This window comes from uncultured Thomasclavelia sp. (assembly GCF_944324745.1).
Taxonomy (GTDB): Bacteria; Bacillota_I; Bacilli_A; order Erysipelotrichales; family Coprobacillaceae; genus Thomasclavelia.
In genome coordinates, this window is sequence record NZ_CALUXO010000062.1 from 1 (window position 1) to 16,145 (window position 16,145).

26 protein-coding genes are annotated in these 16,145 nt (G+C 33.2%); 1 reads left to right on the forward strand and 25 read right to left on the reverse strand.

All coding sequences use genetic code 11. The features are described from left to right. Positions 1-677 (forward strand): DDE-type integrase/transposase/recombinase (locus tag Q0K54_RS07935; RefSeq protein WP_294579953.1); only part of this gene is annotated, 677 nt, incomplete at its 5' end. A 48-nt stretch (positions 678-725) separates the two neighbouring features. Here the strand turns inward: Q0K54_RS07935 and Q0K54_RS07940 are convergent. The 25 genes from Q0K54_RS07940 to rplX form a co-directional block, all read right to left on the reverse strand. Beyond that, positions 726-1,631: an alpha/beta hydrolase gene (locus tag Q0K54_RS07940; protein ID WP_294579955.1), complete on the reverse strand. Its 906-nt coding sequence runs from the start codon at positions 1,629-1,631 to the stop codon at positions 726-728. Further along, positions 1,624-2,826, reverse strand: a complete 1,203-nt coding sequence (locus tag Q0K54_RS07945) for a hypothetical protein (protein WP_294579958.1) — start codon at positions 2,824-2,826, stop codon at positions 1,624-1,626. Before Q0K54_RS07945 ends, Q0K54_RS07940 begins: the two co-directional genes overlap by 8 nt. Positions 2,827-2,943: 117 nt before the next feature. Further along, a complete protein-coding gene (locus Q0K54_RS07950; RefSeq protein ID WP_294579960.1) occupies positions 2,944-3,828 on the reverse strand; it encodes a histidinol-phosphatase in 885 nt (294 codons plus the stop codon). Continuing rightward, on the reverse strand, positions 3,815-4,552 hold the full coding sequence (truA, locus tag Q0K54_RS07955; protein WP_294579962.1) for a tRNA pseudouridine(38-40) synthase TruA: 738 nt from the start codon (positions 4,550-4,552) through the stop codon (positions 3,815-3,817). The genes Q0K54_RS07950 and truA overlap by 14 nt, the downstream gene beginning before the upstream one ends. Further along, entirely contained in the window at positions 4,552-5,352 is an 801-nt protein-coding gene (locus Q0K54_RS07960) for an energy-coupling factor transporter transmembrane protein EcfT (RefSeq protein WP_294579964.1), read from the reverse strand. The genes truA and Q0K54_RS07960 overlap by 1 nt, the downstream gene beginning before the upstream one ends. Continuing rightward, positions 5,345-6,196, reverse strand: a complete 852-nt coding sequence (locus Q0K54_RS07965; RefSeq protein WP_294579965.1) for an energy-coupling factor transporter ATPase — start codon at positions 6,194-6,196, stop codon at positions 5,345-5,347. Before Q0K54_RS07965 ends, Q0K54_RS07960 begins: the two co-directional genes overlap by 8 nt. Next, on the reverse strand, positions 6,172-7,002 hold the full coding sequence (locus Q0K54_RS07970; protein WP_294579967.1) for an energy-coupling factor transporter ATPase: 831 nt from the start codon (positions 7,000-7,002) through the stop codon (positions 6,172-6,174). Before Q0K54_RS07970 ends, Q0K54_RS07965 begins: the two co-directional genes overlap by 25 nt. Before the next feature lie 96 nt (positions 7,003-7,098). Beyond that, positions 7,099-7,464, reverse strand: coding sequence for a 50S ribosomal protein L17 (gene rplQ / locus Q0K54_RS07975; protein WP_294579968.1), 366 nt, complete (start codon positions 7,462-7,464; stop codon positions 7,099-7,101). A gap of 32 nt (positions 7,465-7,496) precedes the next feature. After that, positions 7,497-8,441: a DNA-directed RNA polymerase subunit alpha gene (locus tag Q0K54_RS07980; protein ID WP_294579969.1), complete on the reverse strand. Its 945-nt coding sequence runs from the start codon at positions 8,439-8,441 to the stop codon at positions 7,497-7,499. A gap of 47 nt (positions 8,442-8,488) precedes the next feature. Then, entirely contained in the window at positions 8,489-8,881 is a 393-nt protein-coding gene (gene rpsK, locus Q0K54_RS07985; protein ID WP_294579970.1) for a 30S ribosomal protein S11, read from the reverse strand. 17 nt (positions 8,882-8,898) lie between these two features. Continuing rightward, complete coding sequence (gene rpsM, locus Q0K54_RS07990; RefSeq protein ID WP_294579971.1) at positions 8,899-9,264, reverse strand: 30S ribosomal protein S13; 366 nt, start codon at positions 9,262-9,264, stop codon at positions 8,899-8,901. A gap of 18 nt (positions 9,265-9,282) precedes the next feature. Continuing rightward, positions 9,283-9,396: a 50S ribosomal protein L36 gene (gene rpmJ / locus Q0K54_RS07995; protein WP_004801833.1), complete on the reverse strand. Its 114-nt coding sequence runs from the start codon at positions 9,394-9,396 to the stop codon at positions 9,283-9,285. A gap of 32 nt (positions 9,397-9,428) precedes the next feature. Further along, positions 9,429-9,650, reverse strand: coding sequence for a translation initiation factor IF-1 (gene infA, locus Q0K54_RS08000; protein ID WP_003536851.1), 222 nt, complete (start codon positions 9,648-9,650; stop codon positions 9,429-9,431). A 19-nt stretch (positions 9,651-9,669) separates the two neighbouring features. Then, positions 9,670-10,416, reverse strand: coding sequence for a type I methionyl aminopeptidase (map, locus tag Q0K54_RS08005; protein ID WP_294580000.1), 747 nt, complete (start codon positions 10,414-10,416; stop codon positions 9,670-9,672). Continuing rightward, entirely contained in the window at positions 10,416-11,063 is a 648-nt protein-coding gene (locus Q0K54_RS08010; protein WP_294580002.1) for an adenylate kinase, read from the reverse strand. Before Q0K54_RS08010 ends, map begins: the two co-directional genes overlap by 1 nt. A gap of 30 nt (positions 11,064-11,093) precedes the next feature. Next, on the reverse strand, positions 11,094-12,395 hold the full coding sequence (secY, locus tag Q0K54_RS08015) for a preprotein translocase subunit SecY (RefSeq protein ID WP_294580004.1): 1,302 nt from the start codon (positions 12,393-12,395) through the stop codon (positions 11,094-11,096). Between the two features lies 1 nt (position 12,396). Further along, complete coding sequence (rplO, locus tag Q0K54_RS08020; RefSeq protein WP_294580006.1) at positions 12,397-12,837, reverse strand: 50S ribosomal protein L15; 441 nt, start codon at positions 12,835-12,837, stop codon at positions 12,397-12,399. 14 nt (positions 12,838-12,851) lie between these two features. Beyond that, the gene (gene rpmD / locus Q0K54_RS08025) at positions 12,852-13,034 is read right to left on the reverse strand and encodes a 50S ribosomal protein L30 (RefSeq protein WP_294580008.1); all 183 of its coding nucleotides are present in this window, start codon (positions 13,032-13,034) and stop codon (positions 12,852-12,854) included. A gap of 15 nt (positions 13,035-13,049) precedes the next feature. Next, positions 13,050-13,613 carry a 30S ribosomal protein S5 gene (gene rpsE, locus Q0K54_RS08030; protein ID WP_294580009.1) on the reverse strand — a complete coding sequence of 188 codons (564 nt, stop codon included), beginning with the start codon at positions 13,611-13,613 and terminating at the stop codon, positions 13,050-13,052. 12 nt (positions 13,614-13,625) lie between these two features. Further along, the gene (rplR, locus tag Q0K54_RS08035; protein ID WP_294580011.1) at positions 13,626-13,982 is read right to left on the reverse strand and encodes a 50S ribosomal protein L18; all 357 of its coding nucleotides are present in this window, start codon (positions 13,980-13,982) and stop codon (positions 13,626-13,628) included. Positions 13,983-14,004: 22 nt separating this feature from the next. Continuing rightward, a complete protein-coding gene (rplF, locus tag Q0K54_RS08040) occupies positions 14,005-14,550 on the reverse strand; it encodes a 50S ribosomal protein L6 (protein WP_294580013.1) in 546 nt (181 codons plus the stop codon). A gap of 28 nt (positions 14,551-14,578) precedes the next feature. Then, positions 14,579-14,974, reverse strand: a complete 396-nt coding sequence (gene rpsH / locus Q0K54_RS08045) for a 30S ribosomal protein S8 (protein WP_294580016.1) — start codon at positions 14,972-14,974, stop codon at positions 14,579-14,581. Between the two features lie 34 nt (positions 14,975-15,008). Continuing rightward, positions 15,009-15,194, reverse strand: a complete 186-nt coding sequence (locus Q0K54_RS08050) for a type Z 30S ribosomal protein S14 (protein WP_087298730.1) — start codon at positions 15,192-15,194, stop codon at positions 15,009-15,011. A 20-nt stretch (positions 15,195-15,214) separates the two neighbouring features. After that, a complete protein-coding gene (gene rplE / locus Q0K54_RS08055; protein WP_294580019.1) occupies positions 15,215-15,754 on the reverse strand; it encodes a 50S ribosomal protein L5 in 540 nt (179 codons plus the stop codon). Positions 15,755-15,772: 18 nt separating this feature from the next. After that, positions 15,773-16,111: a 50S ribosomal protein L24 gene (rplX, locus tag Q0K54_RS08060; protein ID WP_294580021.1), complete on the reverse strand. Its 339-nt coding sequence runs from the start codon at positions 16,109-16,111 to the stop codon at positions 15,773-15,775. Positions 16,112-16,145: the final 34 nt, after the last annotated feature.

A 16,145-nucleotide genomic window follows, 5' to 3' on the forward strand; every position in this document is an offset into this window, starting at 1 on the left:
ATATAAAGATTTCTCATCAAACCATCGCTAACTATGCCCAGGCTGCCAGCCATCTGCTTTTTCCTTGGCTGGATAATTTTAAGCATGATCTTAATGCTTATCATTGTGGCGATGAAACATATGTCAAGGTTCTAGGCAAAAAAGCCTATGTCTTCTTCATGTGCGATGTTAAGAAAAAGATCATCACTTCATTTAAGATATATATGAAGCGTGACACGTTCAGTGCTATTGATGCTTTTTACACAGTTCTTAGAAAATTCAAAAAAATTCCTGAAGATCTTGAATTCGTAACCGATGGGAATCCAATATACAAAGCAGCTCAACAGTATTTTCAGCTCAAACGTATATTTTTTAAAGTTACACAAGTTATTGGACTTACGAATGATGATCCTGTTTCCAAGGAACATCGTCCTGCCAAGCAGATCATTGAACGTTTAAATAGAACATTCAAGTATTCATATGCCGTCAAAAACGGTTTCAACTCGCTTGAAGGTGCCAATGACTTCATGTGTCTGTTCACGACATACTTTAACTTTCTAAGAAATCATACAAGTCTTGGATACAAGCCACCAGTAGAATTAGATTGTCTTAAAAAGACTCATAATATGCCAAACAAATGGAACATACTGCTTGATGAAGCATTGAATTATTACATAGAATCAACTATGCAATTCTAGTTATGAATAAATTTCATTTTTTCATAACTTATTTGACACTACCTTCTTCTATTTTACATGCTCTGTAATAAAGTTTATTAATGTACTTTTAAAATCATCAGTTTCATTTAATTCATATAAATAACGTTCATCTTTCAAGACAAATAATGCTTTACTGCCCCGATTAGCATTATATAGTGGGAAAACCATTTTTAATGGAACAAAATCATCATGACGCATATGAATATAAATAGTTGGAATATCATTATGTTTGACCATTTCCACAAAACTTTCTTTAATGTTGATTTTGACCTGTTTTTTTATTTTACGAGCGATCAATTGCATTGTTGGAAATTTAGGTACTTTATAATCTTTGATCATTCGATATCCTAAAATTTTATAAACACTGGTAAATGCTCCATCACTAATAATTGCCTGAACATTTCTAAGTGAATGTTCACTAGCAGCTTTTAAAATCGCATTAGCCCCAGCTTCTTTCCCATATAATACCATCTTATGATCACGTCCATAAGTTTTGATGATATAACGATTCCATGCTACTAAATCCCGGGCATCCTTTAATCCAAAACCACGAATATAACCATCACTTTGCCCATGAGCACAAGCATCAACTAATAGGATATTCCAATTAGGGTATCTTTCTTTAAAAAAGGGAACATACATTGTCATATCTTTGGCTTCCAAAGCAAATGGATGCAAAATCATTAACGTCACTGGAGCATTTTCTTCTTCAATCATAATTCCCCGCAAACGAATTCCCTGACGATTTTTTAAATAAATATTTTTACTTTGATACTTTGTTTCTAAAATACTCGCTTTATCATCTTCTTTATGATGACGGTAAACCATTGCTTTAACTGTTTTATTGGCAAATGCATTTAAAGCACTAGCGCTACTTGTTAAACCGGCAATTAAAGCGATTGATCCAACTATTTTTTTTCTTGTTTTATCCATGTTTTCTATACTCCTCATAATTTTCCATTAACAACCTGTTAATATTACATACTTGTTCAAATGAAGTTAAACGATACTCATCATGTTCCATTCTTCCGGCATAGAAACGAATGGCCGTTTCCAGATTCTCACGAATAATCTCTTTATATTCCGGTGGGAAAGTCGAAATTGGAAAACAGACAAATACAAAGGTATTGTAATCTTTTGAAAATAAATTTATCAACAAATCATATCCTTCATTTTGGACGATTGAATTACCAATTGCCAGTTGTAAATCGTGATTAGCAAATGTTAACATATCGTTCATAACAAAGCGAATAACATCCATAGAGGCATTTTCGTAACCCTCAACATCGTTTTCAAAAATAGCTTTTAAATATGGTATTACAATATTATTGCCATTACCTTCTTCACGCATTCGATTATCAATATAATTAAAGATAGCTTTAGTAATTCGATAATGTGATAATACTAAGTTACCAAAATCAGTCATGATAGCAAAAGCAAACCGCTGTGAATTACATAAACGCCAAATTGCATCTAATAATGGTTCTTTGACTTTATTGTAAAAACCATCTAAATATTTAAATACATCTTTAATAATTAATCTAAAATAGTAAAGATGATATTGATACTGTGTATCCAGATATTTAGCAGTTGTTCCATCCCATTCATATTCATATAGTATCTTATCTAGCAACAAACTAACTGAATCCATATATTTTTGGTAATTTCCATTACTTAATAACCGTTGTAGATATGGCATGAAAAATTCATAAAACTCATCGACAGTTTCCTGGTTTGTTCCACGATGATACTCCAAATAATCTAAAATATTACGATAGTCCAATGGTTCTAGCATATTATTGGTATTTTTATTGTTGATATAATGCTGGAAGACATGACAATGTAATATCGTTTTGTACTTATTAAAATATAATATTTTTTTTAGGGCATCTTTGATGATATATTCTTGTTCTTGTTCATGAAGATCAACTGAAAAATTGGTTTTAACTTCATCACCAGAATAATCTATTGTCACAAAAACATTTATTTCTCTAAATTGAATATCTCTAATATAATAGTGGAATTTATGTTCAAATTTTTTGGTTTGAACACAACTATGGCAGCGATATTTTCCTTGATAATTACTTTGATGTTCTTCTAAATATTTATGAATACATTCTCGTGCCACGTCTTCATACCTCCTCGCTTATACTTTATTTTACCACGTCTTAACCAACTTTAAAACCGATAGACAAAAATAAGTATCCAAATTTTCGGATACTTATCTAATAAAATCGGCTTAATTTTATTTCATTTTACCATGTTTAAAAACAGGTTTACTAATAACCTGTAATTGATGACGCCAGGCAAATTTTTCTAAAGCTGCCATATCGTCTTGATTAAAATGATTAGGATCATGTACGTCTAATCCTAAAACAACTTTACACCCAATCTCACTGGCAATATCAAAAAAATGAGTGTTAGGATAAGGATATTGTAATTCATCGCCTACCTTGCGATACCCCCGACGTATCCCACCGGCATTAACTTCCAAAGGTATATCTTTTTCATGGGCCTTTTGACAAATTTCCCGGGTAATATTTTCACATAACTCGTCAAATTCCATCTTACCGATCATAAATAAATCCGGATGAGCCAAATATGTAAATAATTCGGTATCTAATGCTTTTAAAATATCATTTTTATATTGTATTATTTCTTCATCAGTTATATCAACTTTACCATAATAGCGTGAAGCAACTGAATATTTATTGAAATGATGACCTAGTATTAAATAATCGACTTCACCACTGGTTAATAGATCCTGATAATAATCCAAGTACTCTTCAAAATATTCAGCTTCAAATCCTTGATAGATTGTAATTTGATCAGCATACTTTTCTTTTAATTCTTTAACTTTATTTATATGCTCATCTTTTTTATCATATGTAAGACGCATATTAGGCCCATTATTAATAATAGCTAAACATGCTGAAGCAAAAGCATGGCTATTTCCTATCGTACTAGGTATTCCCTTCAACAAATGTTTGCGATAATGAGGTAGTGGTACATGTTCACTAAAACCTAATTCTTCTATCCCTTCCATGATCGCTGATTTAACCATTTCTTCTTCATCACCAACTGCATGACCACAACGATAAGTATGACAGTGAAAATTAGTCTTCATCATAAAACACCTCGTATAAATACAATCCTTGGGGTTTAGCTTTAAATAAGCATTTCTTTTCCCCTTTGCTATCTAATAGCTCTTGTAATCTAGCTATATCGATTCGTTTAGCACCAACTTGAATCAATCCACCAACAATATGACGGACCATATATCTTCTAAAACCATTTCCAATTAAAACAAACTTAACAATTCCATTTTCTTCACTGATATCAATCTGATATAAAGTTCTAATCGTATTACCATATTGATCATAGCTGCAAAATGAAGCAAAATCATGTTCACCAAGAAAAATTTTAGCAGCCTCTTGCATCAGTTTCAAATCCAATGGACGACCATATTGATAAATATAATTAGTTTCAAAGGGATTATATTCATTAGTGCTTAATAAATAGTGATACTCTTTTTTAGTTGCACTATAGCGACTATGAAACTCTTCTGAGACAAACTCAGTATCTAAAATATAAATATCATTGGGTAAAAAATGATTTATAGCCCGTTTCCACTGTTTTTCTGGAAGGTTGCTATTAGTATCAAAATGAAAGACTTGTTTAATCCCATGCACCTTAGCATCAGTACGACCAGAACCATGAATGATTATTTTATCTTTACAAATATTTTTCAACGCTTTTTGAATTTCACCCTGAACAGTTCTTAAATTATTTTGAACTTGAAAGCCATGAAACTTACTACCATCATAGCTTACTATTGCTTTTACACGAACCATTATAAAATAAAACTCAATACTATAACAATTCCCGAAACAACGATCGTTAATAGAAATGACACCGTATCTTGCATTTGCCATTTCAGCGATTTATAACGGGTTCTTTTAGCTTCAGGGTTGTAATTACGACTTTCCATCGCATTTGCTAAATCTTCAGCGCGTTGAAAAGCTGAGATAAATAATGGAATGATCAAAGAAACAATTGCTTTTATTTTTTCCGTCATCGTTCCTTCATTAAAATCAACTCCACGACTGGCTTGAGCTTTCATAATTCGCTTAGCTTCATCAAGCAAATCAGGAATAAATCGTAATGCAATTGAAATCATCATTGCTAATTCATGAGCTGGAAAGCCAAAACGTTTAAATGGTGTTAACATACTTTCAATACCTAATGTTAAATCTAACGGCTTAGTTGAAGATGTTAGAATTGTTGTTAAGGTAATAATTAGTATCAAACGAATAAAAATATAAGCTGATTGTATCAAAGCACCAGAATAAATATTGAATGATCCAATCGTTAATACTACTTCTCCGGTATTTACTAAAAAGATATTAAATACCATTAAAAATAACATCATAAAAACCATCGGTTTGATTGCTTTTAAAATATGTTTGATTGCAATATTAGATAGTGATGCTACTAATAAGACAAATAACGCTAAAATACCATAACCAATAAAACCAGCATCAAAAAAAACAGCTATTAAAAAAATTAATAACGCACCAATTTTTAATCGCGGATCAAGACGATGAATTAATGAATTTACTGGAATATATTTTCCAAAAGTCATACTATCCATGTAACTCACCACCAATCGCCCTTACTAAATCATCAATATTGTTGATTGAAGTATCAATATGAAAGCCTTGTCGATTAAGTTTAATAATGAAATCTGTAATAATTGGTAAATCGATTCCTAAACTGTTTAGATACTCACTATCTTTAAAAACATTAGCAACCGTATCATGCTTTTCAACTTTTCCATGATTCATAACTACTACTTCGTCACAATATTCTAAAACATGATTCATGTCATGAGTCACTAAAATAATTGTTTTTCCTAAATCATTAACTTTTTTAAATAAGCCCATCATTTCATTTGTCCCTTGAGGATCTAGACCGGCTGTTGGTTCATCCAAGATTAATATATCTGGATCCATCGCTAAAATACCTGCTATTGCAACTCTTCTTTTTTGCCCCCCGGATAAATCAAAGGGCGATTTTTCTAAATAGCTATCATCTAAACCAACAATCTTCAAAACCTCGCTGGCAATCTTTTTCGCTTCTTCCTCACTAACTCCAAAATTAGTTGGTCCAAACATAATATCTTTTTCAATAGTCTCTTCAAATAGCTGATATTCAGGAAATTGAAAAACTAAACCAGCTTTTTTTCTCAATGGTTTTAATTTATTTGGTTTATTGGTTGCTGTAATTAAATAATCTTCTATTTTTATTTCACCACTAGTTGGTAATAATAAAGCATTAATATGTTGAATTAATGTGCTTTTACCACTACCAGTTTGACCAATGATTGCCGTAAAACTTTTATCTTTTATATCTAAATTAACACCTTTTAAAGCATGATACGAAAAAGGGGTATTAGGACTATAAATATGTTCTACTTCTTTGAATGTAACTGACATAATTCGTTAATTAATACCTCCTCTTTTAATGACATACTCGTAGTAATTCCTAGTTTCTTTAATCCTTTCGCAACTTTCAAGGCAAAAGGAATGTCTAGTTCATATTTGACTAGATTAGCCTCATCACTAAGAATTGCTTCTGGGGTTCCTTGACCAACAATTTTACCATCATTTAAAATAATAACTTGATCGGCATTTTTAGCTTCTTCAATATCATGAGTAATTGAAATAATTGTCATATCTTTTTCTTGATTTAATTCTTTAACTAGACTATTGATTTCTCTTCTTCCCATTGGATCAAGCATACTTGTAGCCTCATCTAAAATGATAATACTAGGAGCCATTGCTAGAATTCCAGCAATAGCAACACGTTGTTTTTGACCACCTGAAAGCTTGGTTGGTTCATGATCTAGAAAATCAAGCATCTTAACTTTTGCCGCATAATTATTGATAATATCATCCATCTCATCAGGAGGTACACAATTATTCTCCAAACCAAATGCAATATCATCACGAACTGTAGCGCCAATAAATTGATTGTCAGGATTTTGAAATACGATTCCAATGTTGTCACGTACTTTATAGAGATTTTCTAAATTTAATTCATAGCCATTGACTACAATACTTCCACTCTTTTTTTCTAATAATCCAATTAGCAATTTTGCTATCGTGCTTTTACCACTGCCATTATGTCCTAGAATAGCAACATAATCACCTTTATAAATATCAAAAGATATATGATCTATTGTCTTTAAACCATCTGCATATTCAAAAAACAAATCTTTTATCTCGATAATTTTGTCCATTTCTTCACCACCTTGATAAGATGTTTTTATCATTCTATTATTATTAACAAAGTTAGTCAAGTAAAACAAAAAGACCCGTAGGTCTTTTTCATATTTTTATTTAACTAATGCAATAATTGCCATTGGGGCATTATCACCTTTACGATTGTAAGTTTTTAAGATACGAGTGTACCCACCATTTACATCGGCATATTTAGGTGCAACATCATCAAATAATTTTTGTAAAGCTGTTTTACCAGTTTCTTCATCAACTACGTTATGTAATACAGCAGCAGCTTGACGTCTTGCGTGTAAGTCACCACGTTTACCTAAAGTAATTAATTCATCAACTACTGAACGAACTTCTTTTGCTCTAGTTACTGTAGTTTCTAACTGTCCATACATAATTACTTCTGTTGCAAGAGAACGTAACATTGATTTTCTGATATCAGAAGTACGTCCCAATTTTCTATTTTTAGCCATGAGTTTAGCGCTCCTTCCTTTCAGATTGCGAATTAATCGATAGGTTTAAACCCTAAGCCTAATTCAACTAATTTTTCTTTGACTTCTTTTAAAGATTTCTTACCTAAGTTTCTTACTTTGATCATATCATCTTCAGACTTAGCGGCAAGATCTTGAACAGTTTGAATACCTGCTCTCTTTAAACAATTGTATGAACGAACTGATAAATCAAGCTCTTCAATTGTCATATCTAAAACTTTATTTGTAGTATCATTTTGAGCCTCAGACATAACTTCCATATTTACAGCCATATCAGTTAATTCAACAAACATATTTAAATGTTCCACCAAAATCTTTGCAGCTAGTGAGATTGCTTCATAAGGCTTTAAAGCCCCGTTAGTTTCAATTTCTAAAGTTAATTGATCATATTTAGCACTTTCACCAACTCTTGTTGGTTCTACTGCATAAGATACTCTTTCAATTGGCGAATAAATTGAATCAGTTGGAATAATACCAATTGTATTGATTTCCTGTTTATTTTGATCAGCACTTACATATCCACGGTCTTTTTTAGCATATAATTCCATGTATAAGTGTGCTCCTTGAGCAACGTGAGCAATTTCCATATCATTAGAAATCATTGTTACTTCAGAAGGACATTGAATGTCCGCACCAGTTACAGTAGCTGGACCTTCAACGTCAATGATCATTGTTGCTGATTCATCACTATCCACATCAAATACAAGCTTTTTAAGACGTAAGATAATTGAGGTAACGTCTTCTACAACTCCATCAACTGCTGAGAATTCATGGATTGCACCTTGAACTTTAATGGCATAAATAGCCGAACCAGGTAATGAAGATAGTAATACTCTACGTAATGAGTTTCCTAATGTTGTCCCAAATCCTCTTTCTAGAGGTTCAATGACAAACTTACCATAATTATCAGTTTCATCATAATTAGCTATATTAAAATTTGCTTTTTCAAACTTTTGCATTTGTTTTCCTCCTCACTAGGAATTGCTATATTAGATCATGCAATAAATTATCCGCGTGGACGTTTTGGTGGACGACACCCATTATGTGGAATTGGAGTAACATCAGTAATTGAAGTTACTTCTAATCCTGCAGCTTGTAAAGCTCTTACTGCAGCTTCACGTCCTGGACCAGGACCTTTAACATTAACATCTACAGATTTCATACCATGATCCATAGATGCTTTTGCTGCTGCTTCTGATGCCATTTGTGCTGCAAATGGAGTAGATTTACGAGAACCTTTAAATCCTAAAGCACCAGCACTAGACCAAGTTATTACATTACCATGTTCATCAGTAATAGTCACAATAGTGTTATTGAAAGTTGAATGAACATGTGCTATACCTTTTGCAATATTCTTTTTTACACGTCTTTTACCGCGTGTTTGTTTTACTCTTGCCATCTTAATTCAACCTCCTATTATTTTTTCTTTCCTGCAATTGGTTTTGCTTTACCCTTACGAGTACGAGCATTTGTTTTAGTTTTTTGACCACGAACAGGAAGTCCTTTACGATGACGGATTCCTCTATAGCTTCCGATTTCCATTAAACGTTTGATGTTTAATGCTACTTCACGACGAAGATCTCCTTCAACTTTAATTGAATCGACTTCTTTTCTAATTTTATTAATTTCTTCTTCTGTTAAATCTTTAACTCTAGTATCTTCAGAAATTCCAACTTTCTTTAAAATCTTTTGAGCAGTTGGTTTACCGATACCATAGATATAAGTTAATGAGATAACCACCCGTTTATCACGAGGGATATCAACACCAGCAATACGAGCCATATATTTTCCTCCTAAAAATTAACCTTGTCTTTGTTTATGTTTAGGGTTTTCGCAAATTACCATTACGCGCCCTTTTCTTTTGATTACTCTGCATTTATCGCAGATTGGTTTTACAGATGCTCTAACTTTCATCCTGTCTACCTCCTCCTGGAAGATTTTAAGTTTTATTTATGTCTAAAAGTAATGCGCCCACGTGTTAAATCATATGGAGAAATTTCTACAGTAACCCTGTCCCCCGGTAAAATGCGAATGTAATGCATACGGATTTTACCAGAAACGTGAGCAAGGATTTCTACTCCATTTTCAAGAGCTACTTTAAACATCGCATTTGGCAATGTTTCTAATACTGTAGCTTCTACTTCAAGAACATCGTCTTTCTTTGCCATTGGTTTCAACTCCCTTTAATTAAAGTTTTGTTAAGATTTCATACCCGTCATCAGTAATGATGATTGTATGTTCATAATGAGCCGCTAATGAGCGGTCTTTTGTTACAACAGTCCAATTATCTTGCAAGACTTCCGTTTCACATCCCCCTAGATGCGCCATTGGTTCAATTGCAAGTGCCATACCAGCTTTTAGTCTAGGCCCCCGACCTGGCTTACCATAATTAGGAACACTTGGATCTTCATGAACTTCGCTACCAATTCCATGACCAGTATAATCACGAGGTGTCGAACATCCATGACTTTCTAAATATACTTGCACAGCATGAGAAATATCTGATAAGCGATTACCAGGTTTTACTTGTTTTAGACCTTCATATAGTGAAGCTTCACAGACTTCCATCAAATGTTTAGCTTCATCACTAATTTGGCCAACAGCATAAGTCCAGGCGCTATCGCCATGATATCCTTTATAACAAGCACCGACATCAACCGAAATAATATCACCATCCTGCAATACTCTTTCACTAGGTATTCCATGGACAACTACTTCATTAATTGAAGTGCAGACACTATTTGGAAAACCATATAGATGCAGAAATGAAGGAGTTGCATTATTATCGCGAATTACCTTCTCGCAAATTTCATCAATTTCCTTAGTCGTAATTCCTGGCTTAATTACTTCTTGAAGTTTCTGATGTACTAATGCAACAATTCTCCCTGCTTCTTTCATCAGTTTTATTTCTCGATCATCTTTAGTAACAATCATTATTTTGCCTCCAGGCAAGCTTTGATATCCTTAAAGACGTCTTCCATTGATTGATCACCATTGATGTTAGTAAGTTCACCTTTCATTGTATAATAATCAATTAATGGACTAGTTTGTTTTTCATAAGTATCAAGTCTAACTTTAACAGCTTCTTCGCTTTCATCAGGACGTTGATACAATTCACCACCACAATTATCACAAATTCCTTCAACTTTTGGTGGGTTATACTCAATATGGTAACTAGCACCACATTCTTTACATGTTCTACGACCAGAAAGACGAGGAATTAAACGATCTAATGCAATTTCTAGATTAATGACTGCATCAATTGTAAAATTAAATTCCTTAGCGATACTCTCTAATTCACGAGCCTGAATGATAGTGCGTGGGAACCCATCAAGAATAAATCCGTTTGGAAATTCATTTTCTGAAAGATATTCCCGAACCATTTGGATAGTATAATCATCAGGAACTAGATGACCAAATTGCATGAAATATTTAGCAATAACTCCATATTTAGTTTGTTCTTTAAGTGCTTTTCTAAATATGTCTCCAGTTGAAATATGAGTTAAACCATATTCTTTAACTAAATTTGCTGCTTGAGTTCCTTTTCCTGCACCAGGAGGACCCATTAAAATAATATTCATTATCTACGCCTTCTTTCCTATTATATTATACTATCGACGAATATAACCGTGATACTCTTTTCTTGTAATATGTGTTTTGATTTGTTTTACGGTCTCTAACGCAACTCCGGTTACGATAATCAAACCAGTTCCTCCTAATGATAAAGAGGCATTTTCAGTTTGCGTCCAGAGAACTGGTGTAATGATTGGAATTGCTGCAATGATACATAATGCTAATGATCCAACAACAGTGATTCTGTTTAAAATTGTTTTAATATGCACCATTGTATCGTTTCCAGTTCTGACTCCAGGAATTGATCCCCCATTCTTTTTCAAATCATCGCTGATTTTTTGCGCATCTATTTGTAAGTTAGCATAAAAGAATGAAAATCCGATAATCATCAAGATATATAGGATAAATCCTACTGGTTCTTGGTAATTAAAAATTGTATTAATCCAATTAGTAACATCGCTAGTATCCATAAAACTAACTATTGTTCTTGGTGCAGCTAATACAGATGCTGCAAAGATTACTGGGATAACTCCCGAACTATTGATCTTAATTGGCATATGTGTTTGATCTTTTGTTCGCATTGTTGTATTTGAGCTAGTTGCATAAATGATTGGAATTTTTCTAACGGCTCCTTCATTAAACACAACAAACACCACAATTGATAAATAAACAATCACAAATAATACATACCAGACAATACCGATTGCGATATCACCAGCACTACCAGTTAAATCAACTAAGTTATTAAATGTAGTAATAAAACTATTTGGTAAGTTAGAAACAATACCAGTGAAAATTAATAATGAAACACCATTACCAATTCCTTTATTAGTAATTTGATCTCCTAACCATACAGCCAGCATACTACCAGCCATCATAACTAATACTACATAGATATATGTCCAAATACTTGAATCTGTCAAAATTCCATATCCAGTATCAAAGGCATATGTTAAAACGCCACCTTGCAATGCCGCTAAAAATAATGTTACAAATCTAGTGACCCGATCTTTTTTCTTCTTACCTGTATTTCCTTCCTTACGCCAACGACTTAAAGCAGGAATTACATCCATTGACAACAACTCAATAATGATTGAGGCTGTAATATAAGGTGATACTCCTAGTGAAAATAATGAGAATGTTTCTAATGTTCCACCACCAAGTAGATTCATTATTCCAAAAATCCCATTAGTTGCATCACTTGAGCTCAATGCACCAGTGGCTACACTAGGAATAGTAACGGCAGCACCTAAGCGATATACGAATAAAATCCCTAAGGTAAATATTATTTTTTGTCGTAACTCACCTTTTTTGAAAACATTTTTTAGGAAAGTAATCATATTAGATCACCTCTGTTTTTCCACCTGCAGCTTCAATTGCGGCAATAGCAGACTTAGAAAACTTATGAGCTTTAACTGTAATAGCTTTTTCTAATTTCCCATTACCCAAAATTTTAACCCCATCTAATTCTTTTTTAATTAAACCTAATTCTTTAAGTTCTTTAGGAGTAACTGTAGCTCCTTCATCAAATTTATTTAATTGTTCAACATTAACAATTGCATATTCTAAACGATTGAAGTTTGTAAATCCACGTTTTGGCAAACGCATGAACAATGGAGTTTGTCCACCTTCAAATCCAGGTTTCTTTCCTCCACCAGATCTAGCACCTTGTCCTTTTTGACCACGACCAGCAGTTTTACCATGTCCTGAACTAGTTCCACGACCAACACGTTTTCTCGCTCTACGTGCACCTTCAGTGTATTGTAATTCATGTAGTTTCATTCGGTTACACCTCCCTATTTTTCTTCTACTGTAACTAGGTGTTCAATTACTTTGATCATTCCTTGGATTGAATCATTGTAATTTTTTTCTACTGTTTGATTAATTTTTGATAAACCTAACGCTTTAAGAGTAGCCCGTTGTTTTGGTAAACGACCAATTGGACTTTTTTTAAGCGTAATCATAACTGTTTTTGCCATTCTTTACGCCCTCCTCTATCCGTAAATTTCTTCTACAGTTTTATCTCTTAATTCAGCAACTTGGTTTACAGTCTTTAATGAAGCTAAACCTTCCATTGTAGCTCTTACCATGTTGATTGGTGTTCTTGAACCAATACATTTAGATAAAATATCAGTATATCCAGCTAATTCGACAACGGCACGAACTGGTCCCCCAGCGATAATACCAGTACCTTGACTAGCAGGTCTAATAAATACTTTTCCAGATCCATAAGTACCAGTAACTTCATGAGGAATAGTTCCATGAACAAAAGGCACTTTAATAACGTTTCTTTTAGCATTTTCAGAAGCTTTTCTAATTGCATCAGGTACTTCGTTAGCTTTACCAGTACCAAACCCAACTCTTCCTTTTTTGTCACCGATAACAACTAAGGCAGCAAAACGGAATTTACGTCCCCCTTTAACTACTTTAGTAACACGGTTAATTGTAACAACACGTTCTTCAAATTCTTTTTCTTCTCTTCTAGGTCCATTATTGCGTTGACCTCTTCTTGGTCCGTTGTTTCTTGGTCCATTATTTCTTGGTTTACGTTGTTCCATGTTGACCTCCTTCTAGAATTCTAATCCCGCTTCTCTAGCTGCTTCTGCTAGGGCTTTAACACGACCATGATAAATGTATCCACCACGATCAAATACTACTTTTTTAATATTCTTAGCTAAAGCTGCTTCACCAACAGCTTTTCCTACTGCTGTTGCAGCAGCGATGTTAGAACCGTTTTCTAATTTCATATTAACACTAGATGCACTAGCTAAAGTAACACCATTAACATCATCAATAATTTGCGCATGAATATGAGCATTTGAACGGAACACATTTAAACGAGGACATTCAGGAGTACCGCTAATTTTTCTACGTACTCTAGCATGTCTTTTTAAACGAATATCATTACGAGATTGTAATTTTGACATCTTTATTTGCTCCTTTCACTAACTACTTCTTACCAGCAGTTTTTCCTTCTTTTCTGATGATTCTTTCATCACTATATCTAATTCCTTTACCTTTGTAAGGTTCAGGTTTTCTTACTTCTCTAATTTGAGCAGCAACTTGACCAACACGTTCTTTAGAAATTCCAGATACAATGATTTTAGTATTAGATGGAGTTTCAATTTTAACTCCTTCTTCACCTTTAATCTCTACTGGATGAGAATACCCTATATGTAATTCTAGCGTATCACCTTTCATTTGTCCACGGTATCCAATACCAACGATTTCTAATTCTTTTTTGAAACCATTGTGAACACCTTCGATCATGTTTGCAAGTAATGCTCTTGTTGTACCATGTAATTGTTTATGAGTTTTTAAATCACTACTTCTACTTACAGTAATTACATTATCTTCTTTATTGATTGTAATTACTGGTGAAAATTGTCTTACTAAAGTCCCTTTTGGTCCTGTAACAGTCACTGTGTTATCCGCAGCGATATCAACTGTAACTCCTTCAGGTACATTAATAATTTTATTACCGACACGAGACATCAGTTTGCACCTCCTGAATTATTTTTAATTACCAAACGTATGCTAATACTTCTCCACCGACTTTTTTAGCACGAGCTTCTTTATCAGTCATTAAACCTTGAGAAGTTGATAAAATTGCGATTCCTAATCCATTTAATACTTTAGGAATTTCATCTACTTTTGCATATACGCGTAATCCTGGTTTAGAAATTCTCTTTAAATCAGTGATTACACGATCATTTCCTCTATATTTTAAAGAAATATTAATATTTTGAATTGGGGCATCTCCCTCAACTGTATATCCATTAATGAATCCTTCGTTTTTCAAAATTTCTGCAATTGCAACTTTTAATTTTGATGCAGGCACGATTACGTTATCGTGACGTTGTCTATTTGCATTGCGGATTCTTGTTAACATATCTGCAATTGGATCTGTCATGACCATTTGCTAAATCCTCCTTCCATCTGGATAAAATTGATTACCAGCTTGATTTTTTTACACCTGGAATTTCACCTTTGTATGCTAATTCGCGGAAGCAAATTCTACAAAGTCTGAATTTTCTAATAACTGAATGTGGTCTTCCACAACGTTCACAACGTGTGTATTCACGCACTTTGTATTTTTGAGGACGTTGTTGTTTCACCTTCATTGATGTTTTAGCCATATTTTTTAAAGTCCTCCTTCTTATTTCTTGAATGGCATTCCTAATTGAGCTAATAACTCATGACCTTCTTCATCAGTTTTAGCAGTAGTTACGAATACGATATCCATACCTCTTAATTTATTAACTTTATCAAAATTGATTTCAGGGAAAATTAATTGTTCTTTAATACCTAAAGTATAATTTCCTCTTCCATCAAATGAATCATTAGAAACACCTCTAAAGTCTCTTACACGAGGTAATGAAATATTTACTAATTTATCTAAAAATTCATACATTCTTTCACCACGTAAAGTAACTTTACATCCAATAGCCATTCCTTCACGTAGTTTAAATCCTGCGATAGATTTTTTTGCTCTAGTAATAACTGGCTTTTGCCCAGAAATTAATGTTAATTCATTAACTGCTTCATCTAATAATTTAGAATTAGATACGGCATCACCAACTCCAATATTGATAACAATTTTTTCAAGTTTTGGAGCTTGCATGATTGAAGAATAATTGAATTTATCCATCATTGATTTTACTACATCGTTTTGATAACGTTCCATTAAACGGTTCATTCTTTATCCTCCTTCCGTCTATTTTTTCTTTTTCTTTTTGTCTACTTCAGCACCAGTTTTTTTGTTAATTCTTACTTTTACTTTTTTACCATCTTCTTCAATAAACTTGTATCCAAGTTTAACTGGAGCTTTAGCTTTAGAATCATAGAATGCAACATTAGAAACATGAATAGGTGCTTCTCTTGTTACAATTCCTCCTTCAGGATCAGCTTGTGAAGGTTTGATATGTTTAGTTACCATATTAACTCCTTCAACGATTACACGGTCTTGTTTTGCAAGAACTTGTAACACTTCACCTTGTTTTCCTTTATCTTTACCTGCAATAACTTCTACAGTATCACCTACACGGATTTTCATGTTTAAGTTCCTCCTATAATACTTCTGGAGCTAA

Bases quoted from the DNA above. Each gene is read 5' to 3' on its own strand.
- rpmD (WP_294580008.1), bottom strand. From the start codon at position 13,034: ATGGCAAAAACAGTTATGATTACGCTTAAAAAAAGTCCAATTGGTCGT.
- rpsE (WP_294580009.1), bottom strand. From the start codon at position 13,613: ATGGAACAACGTAAACCAAGAAATAATGGACCAAGAAACAACGGACCA.
- rplQ (WP_294579968.1), bottom strand. From the start codon at position 7,464: ATGGCTAAAAATAGAAAATTGGGACGTACTTCTGATATCAGAAAATCA.
- Q0K54_RS07950 (WP_294579960.1), bottom strand. From the start codon at position 3,828: ATGATGAAGACTAATTTTCACTGTCATACTTATCGTTGTGGTCATGCA.
- Q0K54_RS07980 (WP_294579969.1), bottom strand. From the start codon at position 8,441: ATGCAAAAGTTTGAAAAAGCAAATTTTAATATAGCTAATTATGATGAA.
- infA (WP_003536851.1), bottom strand. From the start codon at position 9,650: ATGGCAAAGAAAGACGATGTTCTTGAAGTAGAAGCTACAGTATTAGAA.
- truA (WP_294579962.1), bottom strand. From the start codon at position 4,552: ATGGTTCGTGTAAAAGCAATAGTAAGCTATGATGGTAGTAAGTTTCAT.
- rplF (WP_294580013.1), bottom strand. From the start codon at position 14,550: ATGTCTCGTGTCGGTAATAAAATTATTAATGTACCTGAAGGAGTTACA.
- rpmJ (WP_004801833.1), bottom strand. From the start codon at position 9,396: ATGAAAGTTAGAGCATCTGTAAAACCAATCTGCGATAAATGCAGAGTA.
- Q0K54_RS07960 (WP_294579964.1), bottom strand. From the start codon at position 5,352: ATGGATAGTATGACTTTTGGAAAATATATTCCAGTAAATTCATTAATT.
- rplO (WP_294580006.1), bottom strand. From the start codon at position 12,837: ATGAAACTACATGAATTACAATACACTGAAGGTGCACGTAGAGCGAGA.
- Q0K54_RS08050 (WP_087298730.1), bottom strand. From the start codon at position 15,194: ATGGCTAAAACATCAATGAAGGTGAAACAACAACGTCCTCAAAAATAC.
- rplE (WP_294580019.1), bottom strand. From the start codon at position 15,754: ATGAACCGTTTAATGGAACGTTATCAAAACGATGTAGTAAAATCAATG.
- rpsM (WP_294579971.1), bottom strand. From the start codon at position 9,264: ATGGCTCGTATTGCTGGTGTTGATATCCCTCGTGATAAACGGGTGGTT.
- Q0K54_RS07965 (WP_294579965.1), bottom strand. From the start codon at position 6,196: ATGTCAGTTACATTCAAAGAAGTAGAACATATTTATAGTCCTAATACC.
- rplR (WP_294580011.1), bottom strand. From the start codon at position 13,982: ATGTCAAAATTACAATCTCGTAATGATATTCGTTTAAAAAGACATGCT.
- map (WP_294580000.1), bottom strand. From the start codon at position 10,416: ATGATTGTTACTAAAGATGATCGAGAAATAAAACTGATGAAAGAAGCA.
- secY (WP_294580004.1), bottom strand. From the start codon at position 12,395: ATGATTACTTTCCTAAAAAATGTTTTCAAAAAAGGTGAGTTACGACAA.
- Q0K54_RS08010 (WP_294580002.1), bottom strand. From the start codon at position 11,063: ATGAATATTATTTTAATGGGTCCTCCTGGTGCAGGAAAAGGAACTCAA.
- rpsK (WP_294579970.1), bottom strand. From the start codon at position 8,881: ATGGCAAGAGTAAAACAAACACGCGGTAAAAGACGTGTAAAAAAGAAT.
- rpsH (WP_294580016.1), bottom strand. From the start codon at position 14,974: ATGGTCATGACAGATCCAATTGCAGATATGTTAACAAGAATCCGCAAT.
- Q0K54_RS07940 (WP_294579955.1), bottom strand. From the start codon at position 1,631: ATGGATAAAACAAGAAAAAAAATAGTTGGATCAATCGCTTTAATTGCC.
- rplX (WP_294580021.1), bottom strand. From the start codon at position 16,111: ATGAAAATCCGTGTAGGTGATACTGTAGAAGTTATTGCAGGTAAAGAT.
- Q0K54_RS07970 (WP_294579967.1), bottom strand. From the start codon at position 7,002: ATGGACAAAATTATCGAGATAAAAGATTTGTTTTTTGAATATGCAGAT.